This window comes from Mycobacterium sp. NTMscope_MAC_269, from assembly GCF_976985695.1.
Genome location: NZ_OZ335668.1, coordinates 4,109,682 through 4,123,996, shown reverse-complemented (window position 1 = coordinate 4,123,996; position 14,315 = coordinate 4,109,682). Strand labels below are relative to the sequence as shown.

The window sequence follows — 14,315 nt, the reverse complement described above, 5'->3', positions numbered from 1 at the left end:
AACCTGAACCGACCGCGCAAGCCTCCGCCGCAAGCGGTATGGCGCAGGGCTCGGCCGGCAGCGAGGGCAAAAAGGTCGCTCCGCAGCGCTCCAGGACAAAGGCGTTTCTGGGGCGTTTCTGGCTGGTGCTCACGATCGTAGCCGTCGTCGCGCTCTCAGGATTCGTCGTATACCGATTGCACGGCGTCTTCGGCGTTCACAAAGGTTCGTTCGGTGGCGGCACCTCGGGTGAGGTTCTCGACGAGTTCAACGCCAAGACGATCACTCTCGAGGTCTGGGGTCCACCGGGCAGCACGGCAACCATCAACTACCTCGACGAAAACTCCCACCCGCAGCAGGCACTCAACGTGCCCTTGCCCTGGAGCAAAGTATTGAGTTCAACGAAGCCCGGCATCCCGGCAAACCTGGTGGCCCAAGGAGACGGCAGTTGGATCGCCTGCCAGTTCGTGGTGAACAAGCACGACGGGAGCGGTGACGTCATCAAGACTCCGAACCGCTCAGATCCCAACCAAACCGTGAACGCCTTCGTCTATTGCCTGGACAAGTCCGCATGAGCGAGCCAAGCGAGGCTCCGCCGCGCGTGGATCAGCCGCTGATCCCGCCGTTCCTGCCGCGAATGATCCATCGGCTGGCCCTGCCGATCGTCCTGGTGTGGTTGGGCATCGTGTTCGTCACCAACACCGTGGCCCCGCAGCTGGAGGTCGTCGCCAAGACCCACTCGGTGTCGATGAGCCCGACTGACGCGGCGTCCTTTCAGTCGATGATGAAGGTCGGATCGACGTTCAAAGAATTCAACTCCGACAACTCGGCCATGATCCTGCTGGAGGGCGACAAGCCGCTCGGGGCCGAAGCGCACCGGTACTACGACGAGATCGTCAGGCGCGTTGAGCAAGACAAGAAGCACGTTCAGCACGTCCAGGATTTCTGGAGTGATCCGCTGACGGCGGCGGGTTCCCAGAGCCACGACCAAAAGGCCGCGTACGTCCAGGTTTACCTCGCCGGCAACATGGGCGGCGGGCTGGCCAACGAGTCCGCCGCGGCGGTCCGCAAGATCGTGGACTCGGTGCCCGCACCGCCGGGAATCAAGGCCTACGTCACCGGCGCGGGCCCGTTGTTCGCCGACCAGTCCCACGCGGGTGAGAAGGGCGTAGCGAAGGTCACGCTCGTCACGTTTTTGGTGATCATCGTGATGCTGCTGTTCGTGTACCGGTCGGTGAGCATCGTCCTGATCATGCTGGCCATGGTGTTCATCGAGCTGGCAGCCGCCCGCGGCGTCGTCGCGACGCTCGGTAACTACGGCATCATGGGGCTGTCGACGTTCGCCAACAACATGCTGGTGCTGATGGCGATCGCTGCCGGGACGGATTACGCGATCTTCGTGGTCGGCCGCTATCACGAGGCCCGTGGGCTGGGCGAGACCCGCGAACAAGCGTTCTACACCATGTTCCACAGCACCGCGCATGTCGTGCTGGGATCGGGCCTGACCATCGCCGGCGCGATGTACTGCCTGAGTTTCTGCCGGCTGCCGTACTTCCAATCGCTGGGAGTGCCTTGTGCGGTCGGCATGCTGGTCGCGGTCCTCGCGGCGTTGACGCTGGCTCCGGCCGTGCTCACGGTGGCGTCGTTCTTCAAGCTCATGGATCCGAAGCGCAAGCTGCAGACCCAGGGCTGGCGTCGCATGGGCACCGCGGTCGTCCGCTGGCCCGCGCCCGTTCTCGCGGTGACCATCGCGGTCGCATTGGTCGGCCTGCTCGCCCTGCCCGGTTACAAAACGGACTACGACAACCGCCACTTCCTGCCGGCGGACACCCCGGCCAATGTCGGCTACGCCGCCGCGGACCGGCACTTCGACCAGGCTCGGCTCAATCCTGAGCTGTTGATGATCGAAACCGATCACGACCTGCGTAACCCCGCCGACTTCATCGTCCTGGACAAGGTCGCCAAGGCGGTCTTCCACATCCCCGGTATCGGCCGGGTGCAGACCATCACCCGGCCGCTGGGCACGCCACTCGACCACAGCACCCTCGGCTTTCAGATGGGCGCGCAAGCCGCGGGCCGGATCCAGACCCAGCACTACCAAGAGGAGCAGGCGAACAATCTGCTCAAGCAGGCCGACGAGCTGCACAAGACGATGGCGACGCTGCACGAGCAGATGCAGGTGACCCAGGATCTCAGCAACACCACGCACGAAACCACCAAGCTCACCAGAGAAACCGTGGAGATCACCGAGAGGTTGCGCGACGACATCGCCAACTTCGACGACTTCCTCCGGCCGATCCGCAGCTACTTCTACTGGGAGAAGCACTGTTACGACATCCCGGCCTGCTGGGCACTCCGGTCGGTCTTCAACGCGCTCGACGGCATCGACCAGGTGGCCCAGAACATCGTGAACCTGAGCGCGAACCTGGACAAGCTGGACAAGATTCAGCCGAAGCTGGTGGCGCTGATACCGCCGCAGATCGAGAGCCAGCAGCGCAACCTCGACACCATCATGTCGAACTATGCGATCACGCAGGGCCTTAACGAACAGGCGAAAGCGCAGGCCGACAACGCCACCGCGCAGGGCGATGCCTTCGACAAAGCGAAGAACGACGACACGTTCTACCTTCCGCCGGAGGCGTTCAAGAGCCCGGACTTCGCGCGAGGTCTCAAACAGTTCATCTCGCCGAACGGGCACGCCGTCCGGCTGATCATCTCCCATGAAGGCGACCCGGCGACTCCTGAGGGCATCAAGCACATCGAACCGATCAAGCAGGCCGTGCACGAGGCGATCAAGGGCACCCCCTGGGAGGGCGCCAAGGTCTACCTCGGCGGCACCGCCGCGACGTACAAGGACATGCACGACGGTTCCGACATCGACCTGCTGATCGCCGGAATCGCCGCCGCCACACTGATTTTCATTATCATGCTGGTGATCACCCGAAGCGTCGTGGCGGCCGTCGTGATCGTCGGTACGGTGTTGCTGTCGCTGGGCGCCTCATTCGGACTCTCCGTGCTCTTATGGCAGTACATCCTGGGCATGAAGTTGCACTGGATGGTGCTGGCGATGGCGGTCATCCTGCTGCTGGCGGTCGGCTCGGACTACAACCTGCTGCTGATATCGCGGTTCAAAGAGGAAATCCACGCCGGACTCAAAACCGGGACGATCCGCGCGATGGCCGGTTCGGGCTCGGTGGTGACATCCGCCGGACTGGTGTTCGCCGCCACGATGGCCACGTTCATGTTCAGCCCGCTGCTGGTGATGGCCCAGGTGGGTACGACGATCGCGCTGGGTCTGCTGTTCGACACCTTGATCGTGCGGTCGTTCATGACACCGTCGCTGGCCACCTTGCTCGGGCGCTGGTTCTGGTGGCCCCAGCACGTGCGCCCACGACCGGCCAGCACGATGCTGCGACCGTACGGACCGCGTCCCGCCGTGCGCGAGCTGATCCTCAACGACGTCGACGAGCACCCGGCAGGCGGAGTGGTGCAGCCGCGCTGATTCGCCTTCGCCGGAAAATGCAACTGCCGACGCCCCTCCTGGGAAACGCGCCGGCAGTTGTACTTTCGCGGGCCGTCAGGCGGCCGTGCGGATTACGACCAGTTCCACACCGACATGTCGCCGGGCGGGTACGTGTTGCAGATGTCGGTGGCCTTGGCCACCACGCCCTTGTTGTTCCAGAAGATCTTCATGTGGTTGGGCCAGGCCAGCCACAGCGGATCGGCCTGCGGCGCATAGAAGTTCTCGGAGTAGTTCCGGCGGTCCGCCGGCGACAACGCGTAGAACCAGTGCGCCTTGTCGATCGCGGCCTGGTTGACGTTGGGGTGGTTGTTGAAGTCGATCATGTAGCGCTGGTAATACACGGGGCTGGTATCCCGGGCGGCCGCCAGGATCTGCTCAGCGTCACACGTGGTGTTGATCATCCGGCGGGGGATGGGAAAGTCCTCCGTGGAGTCGGCTACCGCGGTCGACGGGAAAATCGCAGCGGTAACACCCAGAGCAAGGAACGCGGCGCCTGCACGCAGGCCGGTACTCAGCCGAGACATAGCTGTTACGGTAGCACTTTTTGGGGCCCCGGGGACATTTCCCAGGTCACTGCCAGGATTTGGCTAGCCTGTCTCAGTATCAGTCCCGATCAGGGACGATGACGTGCGTGGGGTCGGGTCGCAGCTCCGGTGGGGCCTGGCTGTAGTCCCCGAAAGGGCCGTCGCGGCGCTCGACGGCGGCCCGCACGCCCTCGGTCTCGGCGATCTTGATGAAGCCGAGCGCGTCGGGCGTATTGCGCATCAGGCCGTCGAGGATCCCGCCCAGCGTCTGGGTGGAGGCCAGCCCCATGTTCTCGTAGGCCTGGTTGACGATCAGCTTCTGCGCCTGCAACTGCGACAACGGGATCTGCGCCAGTTCGGCCGCGATCTCGGCCACCCGCGCTTCCAGCCGCTCGAAGGGCACCGCCTCGTTGATCAGCTCGATCTCGGCGGCCTGCACGCCGGTCAGGGGGCGCCCGGTCAGCGAGTGCCACTTCACCTTGGCCAGGCCCAGCCGGTAGAGCCACATCCCGGTCAGGTACGCGCCCCACATCCTGCTGTAGGGTGTGCCGATCACGGCGTCCTCGCTGGCGATGACGAGATCGGCGCACAGCGCGTAGTCGCTGGCCCCGCCGACGCACCAGCCGTGCACCTGGGCGATCACCGGTTTGGATGCCCGCCAGATGGCCATGAATTTCTGCGTCGGCCCGGTCGCGCGGGCGCTGACCATCGCGAAGTCCTTGCCGGGATCCCACTTCCCGTCGGTCATCATCGACTCACCCCAGTGCTGGAACCCGCCACCGAAGTCGTAGCCGCCGGAGAACGCCCGGCCCGCCCCGCGCAGCACGATGACCTTGACCGCCGGGTCGCGCTCGGCCAGGCCGACGGCGGCCTCGATCTCGTCGGGCATGGGCGGCACGATCGTGTTCAGCTGCTCGGGCCGGTTCAGGGTGATGGTGGCGATCGGGCCGGCCGTCGTGTACAGCAGCGTCTCGAAGTCGGGCATCGCTAGCGCTCCTCGGTGGGCGGGTCGGCCTCACGGTTCTCCGGCGAGGAGGCGTAGATCCGGCCGCCGATCTTCAGATACGGCGTGGTGAGGTAGGCCGAGAAGGCGACGATGGCCGAAAAGATCGTCGCCGCGGCGACGCCGTTGGGCCACAGCTGTCCGGTCCCCACCGCGAAGCAGACGATGCCGATGATCGCGGTCGCCCAGTAAAGCCGGCGGCCGGCGCGTCGGTGCTTGACGAAGCGGTAGCGCGCCTGTGCCGCCGAGGCCAGGATGAAGATCAATCCTGTCGCCAGCAGGGTGAGTTCGATGCGTTGGATCGCTGACACGTCGACGATCCTATGTGCGCGCGAGCGTCTGCCATAGGAACGAATACGTCAACGCCGACTTGAACGCGACCTGCTCGTTGTCGGCGGCACCGGCGTGACCCCCCTCGATGTTCTCGTAGTAGAACACCGGATGGCCGGCGGCCTCGAGCGCCGCCGTCATCTTGCGGGCGTGACCCGGATGCACCCGGTCGTCGCGGGTGGAGGTGGTCATCAGCACCGGCGGATACCGGCGCGTCGCCGAAATGTTCTGGTAGGGCGAGTATTCGGCGATGAATTCCCAGTCATCGGGATTGTCCGGGTCGCCGTATTCGGCCATCCACGAGGCGCCGGCCAGCAGCAGGTGGTAGCGCTTCATGTCCAGCAGCGGCACGCTGCACACCAGCGCGCCGAATTTCTCGGGGTACCGGGTGAGCATGATGCCCATCAGCAGGCCGCCGTTGCTGCCGCCCTGCGCGCCGAGCTGGCCGACCGTGGTGATGCCGCGCTCCACCAAATCGGTTGCCACGGCGGCGAAGTCCTCGGCCACTTTGTGCCGGCCCTCGCGGATCGCCTGGGTGTGCCACGCGGGACCGTATTCGCCGCCGCCGCGAATGTTGGCCAACACGTACGTGCCGCCGCGGGCCAGCCACAGCCGGCCCAGCACGCCGCTGTAACCGGGTGTGTTCGACGATTCGAATCCGCCGTAGCCGTAGAGCAGGGTGGGTGCCGGCCCATCGGACGTCGCGCCGCGGGGCCGCACCACAAAGTAGGGGATCGGCGTGCCGTCCTTCGACTTCACGAAATGCTGTGCCACGGAGATGTTTTCGGCATCGAAGAATGCCGGAGCGGACTTGAGCTGTTCGAGTGCCCCACCGTCGGTGCCCCGCATCAGTCGCGACGGGGTGTCGAATCCACTGGAATCGAGGAAGAATTCGTCCCCGGTGTCGTCGGCGGAGACGACGACGGTGTTGGTGGCCGGGGGAATTCCGGCCACCGGTTCGCGTCGCCAGTCGCCCCGTGACGATCGCGATGGCGGCGTCGCGATCTCGACGCGGCTGGCCACGTCGACCAGAGAGACGATCAACAGACGGTCGCGGGTCCACGCGTAGTGGTTGAGCGCCGTGTGCTCATCGGGTTCGAAGACCACGTGCAATTGGGCTGTGCCGGCGAGGAACTCCTCGTAGCCGGCGGCCAGCAGCGACCCGGCGCCGTAGGTCGTGTCGTTAAAGAACCAATCGCTGCGCAACTCGACCAGTAGCCATTCGCGGTGCAGGCTCACGCTGGCGTCGGTGGGGGCGTCGATGCGGATCAGTTCGGAGCCACGCAACTCGTAGAGTTCTTCGTTCCAGAAGTCCAGGGCCCGGCCGATCAGGGTGCGTTCGAAGCCGGGAATCCGGCTGGCGCTTGCCGCCACGTTCACGTCGGAACGCGCACCCTCGAAGACCGTCTCGGCCTCGGCCAGGGGCGTGCCCCGGCGCCACCGCTTGACCACCCGCGGATAGCCGGAATCGGTGAGCGTGTCGGGGCCGAAGTCGGTGCCGACCAGGACGGTGTCGGGGTCTTCCCAGCTGACCTGCGACTTGGCTTCCGGCAGCTCGAACCCGTCGGTGACGAATTCCCTTGTCAGCATGTCGAATTCACGCACGATGGAGGCGTCTGAACCGCCTCGGGAGAGGCTGACCAGCGCGCGGGTGTACTCGGGGTAGATGACGGCGGCACCGGCCCATACCCATTTCTCGCCATCGGCCCGGCCCAGCTCGTCGATGTCGATCAGCACGTCCCACTCAGGGGTTTCGGTGCGGTAGCTGTCCAGGGTGGTGCGCCGCCAGAGCCCGCGGGGGTTGGCGGCGTCACGCCAGAAGTTGTAGAGGTACTCGCCGCGGCGCACCACATAGGGGATGCGGGCGTCGGTGTCGAGCACCTCTAGCGCCTCGGTGCGCATCCGCTCGAAATCGGCGTCGCGGAAGCGGGCCAGCGTCGGCTCGTTGCGCGCCCGAACCCAGTCCAGCGCCTCGTCACCGCTGACGTCCTCGAGCCAGAGGTACGGGTCCTCGTTGTCTTGCGGGTCGGTGCGGGCTTGTGACGTCATGGAAGCCATTGTGTCTCCGGCGGTACTGTGAGGTGTATTACATAGCCGAACGAGGAGTGAGAGCAGTGACCGTTTTCGCACGTCCAGGTGCTTCCGGGGCGTTGATGTCGTATGAGTCTCGCTACGAGAACTTCATCGGGGGGCAGTGGGTTCCGCCGGCGCAGGGTCGCTACTTCGAGAACCCGACACCGGTCACCGGCCAGACGTTCTGCGAGGTGGCCCGCTCGGATGAGGCCGACGTCGACAAGGCGCTCGACGCCGCCCACGCGGCCGCACCGGCGTGGGGCAAGACGGCGCCTGCCGAACGCGCGGCGATCCTGAACAAGATCGCCGACCGCATCGACGAGCACACCGCCGCGCTGGCCGTGGCCGAGGTCTGGGACAACGGCAAGCCGATCCGCGAGGCACTGGCCGCCGATATTCCCTTGGCGGCCGACCACTTCCGGTACTTCGCCGCGGCGCTGCGCGCGCAGGAGGGCTCGCTGAGCCAGATCGACGACGACACCGTCGCCTACCACTTCCACGAGCCGCTCGGCGTGGTCGGGCAGATCATTCCGTGGAACTTCCCCATCCTGATGGGCGCCTGGAAACTGGCGCCCGCCCTGGCGGCCGGCAACGCGGTGGTGCTCAAACCCGCTGAGCAGACGCCGGTTTCGGTCCTCTACCTGATGTCGCTGATCGGTGACCTGCTGCCGCCCGGGGTGATCAACGTCGTCAGCGGGTTCGGCGCCGAGGCCGGTAAGCCGCTGGCGTCGAGCAACCGGATCGCCAAGATCGCGTTCACCGGCGAGACCACCACCGGGCGACTGATCATGCAGTACGCGTCGCAGAACCTGATCCCGGTCACCCTGGAGCTCGGGGGCAAGAGCCCCAACATCTTCTTCTCCGACGTGATGGCCAAGGGCCCGGAAGGTCAGGCCTATCAGGACAAGGCGCTGGAGGGCTTCACGATGTTCGCCCTCAACCAGGGCGAGGTGTGCACCTGCCCGTCGCGCAGCCTGGTCCAGGCCGACATCTACGACGAGTTTCTGGAGCTGGCCGCGATCCGCACCAAGGCCGTCCGGCAGGGCGATCCGCTGGACTCCGAGACCATGCTGGGATCGCAGGCCTCCAACGATCAGCTGGAAAAGGTGTTGTCCTACATCGAAATCGGCAAGGGCGAGGGCGCCAAGGTGATCACCGGTGGCGAACGCGCCGAACTCGGCGGCGACCTGTCCGGCGGCTTCTACATGCAGCCCACGATCCTGGGCGGCGACAACTCGATGCGGGTCTTCCAGGAGGAGATCTTCGGGCCGGTGGTGGCGGTGACGTCGTTCTCCGATTACGACGACGCCATGTCGATCGCGAATGACACCCTCTACGGACTGGGCGCGGGGGTGTGGAGCCGCGACGGCAACACCGCCTACCGGGCCGGCCGCGACATCCAGGCCGGCCGGGTGTGGGTGAACTGCTACCACGTCTATCCCGCCCACGCGGCGTTCGGCGGCTACAAGCAGTCCGGCATCGGCCGGGAGAACCACAAGATGATGCTCGACCACTACCAGCAGACCAAGAACATGCTGGTGTCCTATTCCGAGAAGGCGCAAGGGTTCTTCTGATGCAGCGGCGCCGTGATGCCGCCGGGCCCCCAGCCGGGGTCGCCATCACCGCCCCGGCCGCCGAACTGCTGGCGCGGCTGCAGGCGGCCCACGGCCCGGTGATGTTCCACCAGTCCGGCGGCTGCTGCGACGGATCGTCGCCGATGTGCTACCCGCTGGGCGACTTCCTCGTGGGCGATCGCGACGTCCTGTTGGGCGTGCTCGATGTCGGGCCCGAGGGGGTGCCGGTGTGGATTTCGGGACCGCAATACGCGGCCCACTATCGCGACAAGCACACCCAATTGGTGATCGACGTGGTGCCCGGTCGCGGCGGCGGATTCAGCCTGGAAGCGCCTGAGGGGGTGCGGTTTCTGTCTCGCGGCCACGCCTTCACCGCGCAGGAACAGGCGTTTTTGGCCGGCGCGCCGGTCATCACGGGCGCCGGTTACGAGCGTGGTGAACGCCCCGCGGCACGGGGTCCGGTACTGGCCGACGCCGGAGCCCAGACATGCCCTCCGCGTGGGTAGCCGCAGTACAGTCGAGAAAGTGATTCCCCTGCCCCGTCCCTGGTTACTGGCCGGCGCGATGCTGATCGGAAGCGCGGTCGGGGCATTGGCCTGCGTGGCGTACACCGTGGTGGTCCACGCCAGCGTCCGCCCGGATATCGCGATCGCGTCGGTGGTCGGCATCCCCAGCGTCGTCGGGCTGACGATGATTCTGTTTTCCGGGCGCCGGTGGGTCACCATGCTGGGCGCGTTCATCCTGGCGGTGGCGCCGGGCTGGTTCGGTGTGCTCGTCGCGTTGCGGGTGACCGCCGGTGCCTGACGACAAGGACGCCGCGAGCCCCGGGACCGAAGCCTTCGTGCCGGATTTCTCCGACGATGACGCCGAGGACACCGGCACCCAGTCCTGGGTCCCCGATTTCGACTCCGATTCCGACGACGACGACGTGGGCACCCGCGAGCGGCCCGCGGCGACTGAGACCGAACCGGCGGAAGAGCCCGAACCGGAGGTCGCCCCCGGATCCGCCGGCCCCGTGCAGTCGGTCACCGTCCCCGGTCGCTACTTCTCCGTCAAGTGGTGGAAGTTGGCCCTGGTGCTCCTCGGCGTGTGGGCCGTCGCGGCCCTGGTCGGGCTGGGCCTGTTCTCGTGGTGGTACGACTCGATCGACAAGACTCCCGCGCTGTTCGCGGTGCTGGTCTACGTCGCGGTGTGCGTGGTCGCCGGTGTGCTGCTCGCGATGGTGCACGGCAGGCCGCTGGTCTCCGCGCTGTCGGTGGCGGTCTTGTCCGGGCCGTTCGCCGCCGTGGCCGGCGCGGCGCCGTTGTACGGCTATTACTACTGCGAGCGAGTGGGCCACTGTCTCGTCGGCGTCATTCCGTATTGACGCCTCGCCCGGGCGGCCACCAGCGGGCATGGCCCACTAGGGTGGGCTCGTGACTTCTCACTATGACGTCGTCGTCCTCGGAGCCGGTCCCGGTGGATATGTCGCGGCCATTCGCGCCGCACAACTGGGGCTCAGCGTCGCGGTCGTCGAGCCGAAATACTGGGGTGGAGTTTGCCTCAACGTCGGCTGCATTCCGTCCAAGGCGCTGCTGCGCAATGCCGAACTCGCGCACATCTTCACCAAAGAGGCCAAAACCTTTGGCATCAGCGGCGAGGCGACCTTCGACTACGGGGTCGCCTTCGACCGCAGCCGCAAGGTGGCCGAGGGCCGCGTCGCCGGCGTGCACTTCCTGATGAAGAAGAACAAAATCACCGAGATCCATGGCTACGGCCGGTTCACCGACGCCAACACGATCTCGGTCGAGCTCAACGAGGGCGGCACCGAAACCGTCACCTTCGACAACGCCATCATCGCCACCGGCAGCAGCACCCGCCTGGTCCCCGGCACCTCGCTGTCGGCCAACGTGGTCACCTACGAGGAACTGATCATGTCCCGGGAGCTGCCGGAATCGATCATCATCGCCGGTTGCGGAGCGATCGGCATGGAGTTCGGCTATGTGCTGAAGAACTACGGCGTCGACGTGACCGTGGTCGAGTTCTTGCCGCGCGCCCTGCCCAACGAGGACGCCGACGTCTCCAAGGAGGTCGAGCGGCAGTTCAAGAAGCTGGGCGTCAAGATCCTCCTCGGAACGAAGGTCGAGTCCATTTCCGACAACGGCTCGGAGGTGACCGTCGCCGTCAGCAAGGACGGTGACTCACAGGAACTCAAGGCCGCGAAGGTGTTGCAGGCCATCGGTTTTGCGCCCAACGTCGAGGGCTTCGGCCTGGAGGCGGCCGGGGTCGCGCTGACCGACCGCAAGGCCATCGGCATCACCGACTACATGCGCACCAACATCGAGCACATCTACGCGATCGGCGACGTCACCGGGAAGCTGCAGCTGGCCCACGTCGCCGAGGCCCAGGGCGTGGTGGCGGCCGAAACCATCGCCGGCGCAGAGACTTTGGCGCTCGGTGATTACCGGATGATGCCGCGCGCGACGTTCTGCCAGCCCAACGTCGCCAGCTTCGGGCTGACCGAGGAGCAGGCCCGCGAGGAGGGCCACGACGTGGTGGTGGCGAAGTTCCCGTTCACCGCGAACGGCAAGGCTCACGGTGTCGGCGACCCCAGCGGGTTCGTCAAGCTGATCGCCGACTCCAAATACGGTGAGCTGCTGGGCGGACATCTGGTCGGCCACGACGTCTCCGAGCTGCTCCCGGAGCTGACGCTGGCGCAGAAGTGGGACCTGACGGCCACCGAGCTGGCCCGCAACGTGCACACCCACCCGACCATGTCCGAGGCGCTGCAGGAATGCTTCCACGGCCTGACCGGACACATGATCAACTTCTGAGCCGCCCATGATTCGCACCGTCACGCCTCAGGCGATCGCGGGGGCCCTCGGTGGCCTGGCGACCGGTTATGTCGTGTGGTTGCTGGGCATTTCGACCGGGGACAACGCCACGGCGGGCCAGTGGGGTCCGCTGGTGTTGCTGGCCTCGGTGGTGCTGGGAATCGGCGCGGGGATCTGGGGCGCCTGGCAGCTGCGGAGGGGGAAGCAGGGCTGGGCCGCTTTCGCCTTCGGCCTGCCGGTACTTCCCGTGATCCTGACGCTGGCCATCCTGGCCGACGTCTACCTATAGCTGCCTCGGATTGTCCAGCGGAATCTCGAGCGCGGCCATCGTCGCGGCCAGACCGTCGTATTGGCTTGCGAGCAAGCAGAATTCGATCAGTTGCCGCCGGTCCAGGTGAGTCGCCAGCTCGCGCCAGGTGCTGTCGGTGACGGTGCGGCCGTTGACGAACTCGTCGGTCGCCGCCAGCAGCGCCTGCTGACGCACGGTGAGGCGACCCTCGACCGGGTCCAGCCGTTGCGGCCACGCGAAGATCGCGGCCTGCGTGTCCGCGTCCAGCCCGGCCCTCCGCGCCATTCGGCGATGGTGCTGCAGTTCGTATTCGCAGGCCCGCAGGTGCCCGACCCGCAGGATCACCAGCTCGGTATCGATGGTCGGGAGCTTGCCGCGCAGCAGCCGGCCCCCGTAGGCCAGCCACGTCCAGAACAGCAGCTGGCGCTGGCCCAGCGTGGTGAACAGGTGCATCTCCGGCGCGCGCACCGTGCGCGCGCCCAGCTTCGCGATCACCCAATTGATCGGTCCCAGTTGGCGGAATCGCCCGGGCGGGATGCGGCCCTCGGAACTCATGCGCCGCTCCTCCTCATCGCTTCGCTTTGCATCGTCGTCGGCGGGTCGGCTCACGGTTGGGTCACCAGGTAAGGGGACACGGTGCTGCGATGCTCGTCGAGATCGAGCGCGCGCCCGAGCGCCGGGAAGGCGCGCTGCGGGCAGTTGTCGCGTTCGCAGACACGGCATCCCGCGCCGATCGGTGTGGAGATCTCCCCCGACAAGTCGAGTCCTTCCGAGTAGACGAGCCGGTGAGCGTGGCGAAGCTCGCAGCCCAGGCCGATCGCGAAGGTCTTACCGGGCTGACCATACCGGGCCGCGCGTCGTTCCACGGTGCGGGCCACCCACATGTAGTTGCGGCCGTCGGGCATCTGGGCGATCTGGACCAGGATCTGGCCCGGATTGGCGAACGTTTCGTAGACGTTCCACAGCGGGCAGGTGCCACCGCTGGAGGAGAAGTGAAAACCGGTGGCGGACTGGCGTTTCGACATGTTTCCGGCGCGGTCGACCCGGACGAACGAGAACGGCACGCCGCGCATCGACGGGCGCTGCATCGTCGAAAGCCGGTGTGCGATGGTCTCGTAACTGATCGAGTAGAACGACGACAACCGCTCGACGTCATAGCGGAAATTCTCTGCGACGTCGTGGAATTGGCGATAGGGGAGCACGGCGGCCGCGGCGAAGTAGTTGGCCAGACCGAGCCGGGCGAGCGTGTGCGACTCGTCGCTGGTGAATTTCCCTTGCGCGACCAGGCTGTCGATCAGATCCCCGAACTCGAGGTAGGCCAGTTCGGCGGCCATCTTGAACACCTGCTGCCCCAACGACAGGTGATTGCTGATCTCCAGCGTCTTGGTGGCGGGGTCGTAGCGGTGCAGCACGGTGTCGCCGAGGTCGATGCGGCGGTTGATGTGCACCCCGTGCACCTCGGTGAGCCGGCGGGTCAACTCCCGGGCCAAATCGCCGTGGTGCAACCGCATTTTGATGGTGAGGTCCTCGGCGGCGGTGTCCAGCTCGTGCAGGTAGTTCTGCCGTTGGTAGAAGTAGTCGCGCACTTCCTCGTGCGGCATGGAAATGGACCCAGACCCAGAGCTTGAGCCGCTGCCGTCGGAGTACCGCTCCTCGGTGGCGGCCGCGAGCTGTGCGGTGGTGATCCGGTAGCGCCGGTGCAGGTTGACGACCGCGCGCGCCAGCCCAGGATGGGCGCTGACCATCTCCGCGACCTCGGTCGGGTCGACATCGATGTCCAGGTCCCGGTCCATGGTGACCTCGCGCAGCTCGGCGACCAGCCGGGTGTCGTCCTGCGAGGAGAAAAAGGTGGCGTCCACCCCGAACACCTCGGTGATGCGCAGCAGCACGGCCACCGTCAGGGGGCGAACGTCATGCTCGATCTGGTTGAGGTAGCTCGGCGAGATCTCCAGCATCTGCGCCAGCGCGGCCTGGGAAAATCCGCGCTCGTTGCGCAGCTGGCGGATGCGCGAGCCGACGAACGTCTTGGACACTTCTCCGAGGTTACCGGGCCTTGCGAAGCTATGGTTCGCAGAGTTGGCATCGGGTCTCCCGCGTCGCGATCGGTGTCGATTGGTGTTCGGCGGGCCCCGTTGGCATGATTCGACCGGGGCCTTGGGCCTTAGCCTGGGGTGACCACGAGGAGGAAACGGGGAGCTAGTGGGGAC

14 protein-coding genes are annotated in these 14,315 nt (G+C 66.2%); 8 read left to right on the top strand and 6 right to left on the bottom strand.

Annotated elements, in window-relative coordinates; genetic code table 11:
• Window positions 1–38 precede the first annotated feature (38 nt).
• Together ACZ50Z_RS19500 and ACZ50Z_RS19495 are read left to right on the top strand one after the other, a co-directional pair.
• Window positions 39–554 (top strand): MmpS family transport accessory protein, encoded by a 516-nt coding sequence (locus tag ACZ50Z_RS19500; RefSeq protein ID WP_464486321.1) that lies wholly within the window; start codon window positions 39–41, stop codon window positions 552–554.
• Complete coding sequence (locus ACZ50Z_RS19495) at window positions 551–3,481, top strand: MMPL/RND family transporter (protein ID WP_464485003.1); 2,931 nt, start codon at window positions 551–553, stop codon at window positions 3,479–3,481. The genes ACZ50Z_RS19500 and ACZ50Z_RS19495 overlap by 4 nt, the downstream gene beginning before the upstream one ends.
• Before the next feature lie 92 nt (window positions 3,482–3,573).
• Here the strand turns inward: ACZ50Z_RS19495 and ACZ50Z_RS19490 are convergent, their stop codons facing one another.
• From ACZ50Z_RS19490 to ACZ50Z_RS19475, 4 genes are all read right to left on the bottom strand, one after another.
• Window positions 3,574–4,026: a DUF5078 domain-containing protein gene (locus tag ACZ50Z_RS19490; RefSeq protein WP_464485002.1), complete on the bottom strand. Its 453-nt coding sequence runs from the start codon at window positions 4,024–4,026 to the stop codon at window positions 3,574–3,576.
• A 79-nt stretch (window positions 4,027–4,105) separates the two neighbouring features.
• The gene (locus ACZ50Z_RS19485; RefSeq protein WP_464485001.1) at window positions 4,106–5,011 is read right to left on the bottom strand and encodes a crotonase/enoyl-CoA hydratase family protein; all 906 of its coding nucleotides are present in this window, start codon (window positions 5,009–5,011) and stop codon (window positions 4,106–4,108) included.
• 2 nt (window positions 5,012–5,013) lie between these two features.
• Entirely contained in the window at window positions 5,014–5,340 is a 327-nt protein-coding gene (locus ACZ50Z_RS19480; protein WP_464485000.1) for a hypothetical protein, read from the bottom strand.
• 10 nt (window positions 5,341–5,350) lie between these two features.
• On the bottom strand, window positions 5,351–7,408 hold the full coding sequence (locus ACZ50Z_RS19475) for a prolyl oligopeptidase family serine peptidase (protein ID WP_464484999.1): 2,058 nt from the start codon (window positions 7,406–7,408) through the stop codon (window positions 5,351–5,353).
• 65 nt (window positions 7,409–7,473) lie between these two features.
• Between ACZ50Z_RS19475 and exaC the strand changes: the two genes are divergently transcribed.
• From exaC to ACZ50Z_RS19445, 6 genes are read left to right on the top strand one after another with little or no spacing between them, the layout of a single operon-like run.
• On the top strand, window positions 7,474–9,006 hold the full coding sequence (gene exaC / locus ACZ50Z_RS19470) for an acetaldehyde dehydrogenase ExaC (RefSeq protein WP_464484998.1): 1,533 nt from the start codon (window positions 7,474–7,476) through the stop codon (window positions 9,004–9,006).
• On the top strand, window positions 9,006–9,512 hold the full coding sequence (locus ACZ50Z_RS19465; RefSeq protein WP_464484997.1) for a DUF779 domain-containing protein: 507 nt from the start codon (window positions 9,006–9,008) through the stop codon (window positions 9,510–9,512). The genes exaC and ACZ50Z_RS19465 overlap by 1 nt, the downstream gene beginning before the upstream one ends.
• 19 nt (window positions 9,513–9,531) lie before the next feature.
• Window positions 9,532–9,810, top strand: coding sequence for a putative holin (locus ACZ50Z_RS19460; RefSeq protein WP_464484996.1), 279 nt, complete (start codon window positions 9,532–9,534; stop codon window positions 9,808–9,810).
• Complete coding sequence (locus ACZ50Z_RS19455; protein WP_464484995.1) at window positions 9,803–10,372, top strand: hypothetical protein; 570 nt, start codon at window positions 9,803–9,805, stop codon at window positions 10,370–10,372. The genes ACZ50Z_RS19460 and ACZ50Z_RS19455 overlap by 8 nt, the downstream gene beginning before the upstream one ends.
• Window positions 10,373–10,421: 49 nt before the next feature.
• Window positions 10,422–11,819: a dihydrolipoyl dehydrogenase gene (gene lpdA, locus ACZ50Z_RS19450; RefSeq protein ID WP_464484994.1), complete on the top strand. Its 1,398-nt coding sequence runs from the start codon at window positions 10,422–10,424 to the stop codon at window positions 11,817–11,819.
• Between the two features lie 7 nt (window positions 11,820–11,826).
• Window positions 11,827–12,108 carry a hypothetical protein gene (locus ACZ50Z_RS19445; protein WP_464484993.1) on the top strand — a complete coding sequence of 94 codons (282 nt, stop codon included), beginning with the start codon at window positions 11,827–11,829 and terminating at the stop codon, window positions 12,106–12,108.
• Here ACZ50Z_RS19445 and ACZ50Z_RS19440 read toward each other — a convergent pair.
• Both ACZ50Z_RS19440 and ramB read right to left on the bottom strand, forming a co-directional pair.
• The gene (locus ACZ50Z_RS19440; RefSeq protein WP_464484992.1) at window positions 12,103–12,663 is read right to left on the bottom strand and encodes a carboxymuconolactone decarboxylase family protein; all 561 of its coding nucleotides are present in this window, start codon (window positions 12,661–12,663) and stop codon (window positions 12,103–12,105) included. The two genes, ACZ50Z_RS19445 and ACZ50Z_RS19440, sit on opposite strands and share 6 nt — an antisense overlap.
• A gap of 50 nt (window positions 12,664–12,713) precedes the next feature.
• Entirely contained in the window at window positions 12,714–14,141 is a 1,428-nt protein-coding gene (gene ramB / locus ACZ50Z_RS19435; RefSeq protein WP_464484991.1) for an acetate metabolism transcriptional regulator RamB, read from the bottom strand.
• Window positions 14,142–14,315 lie beyond the last annotated feature (174 nt).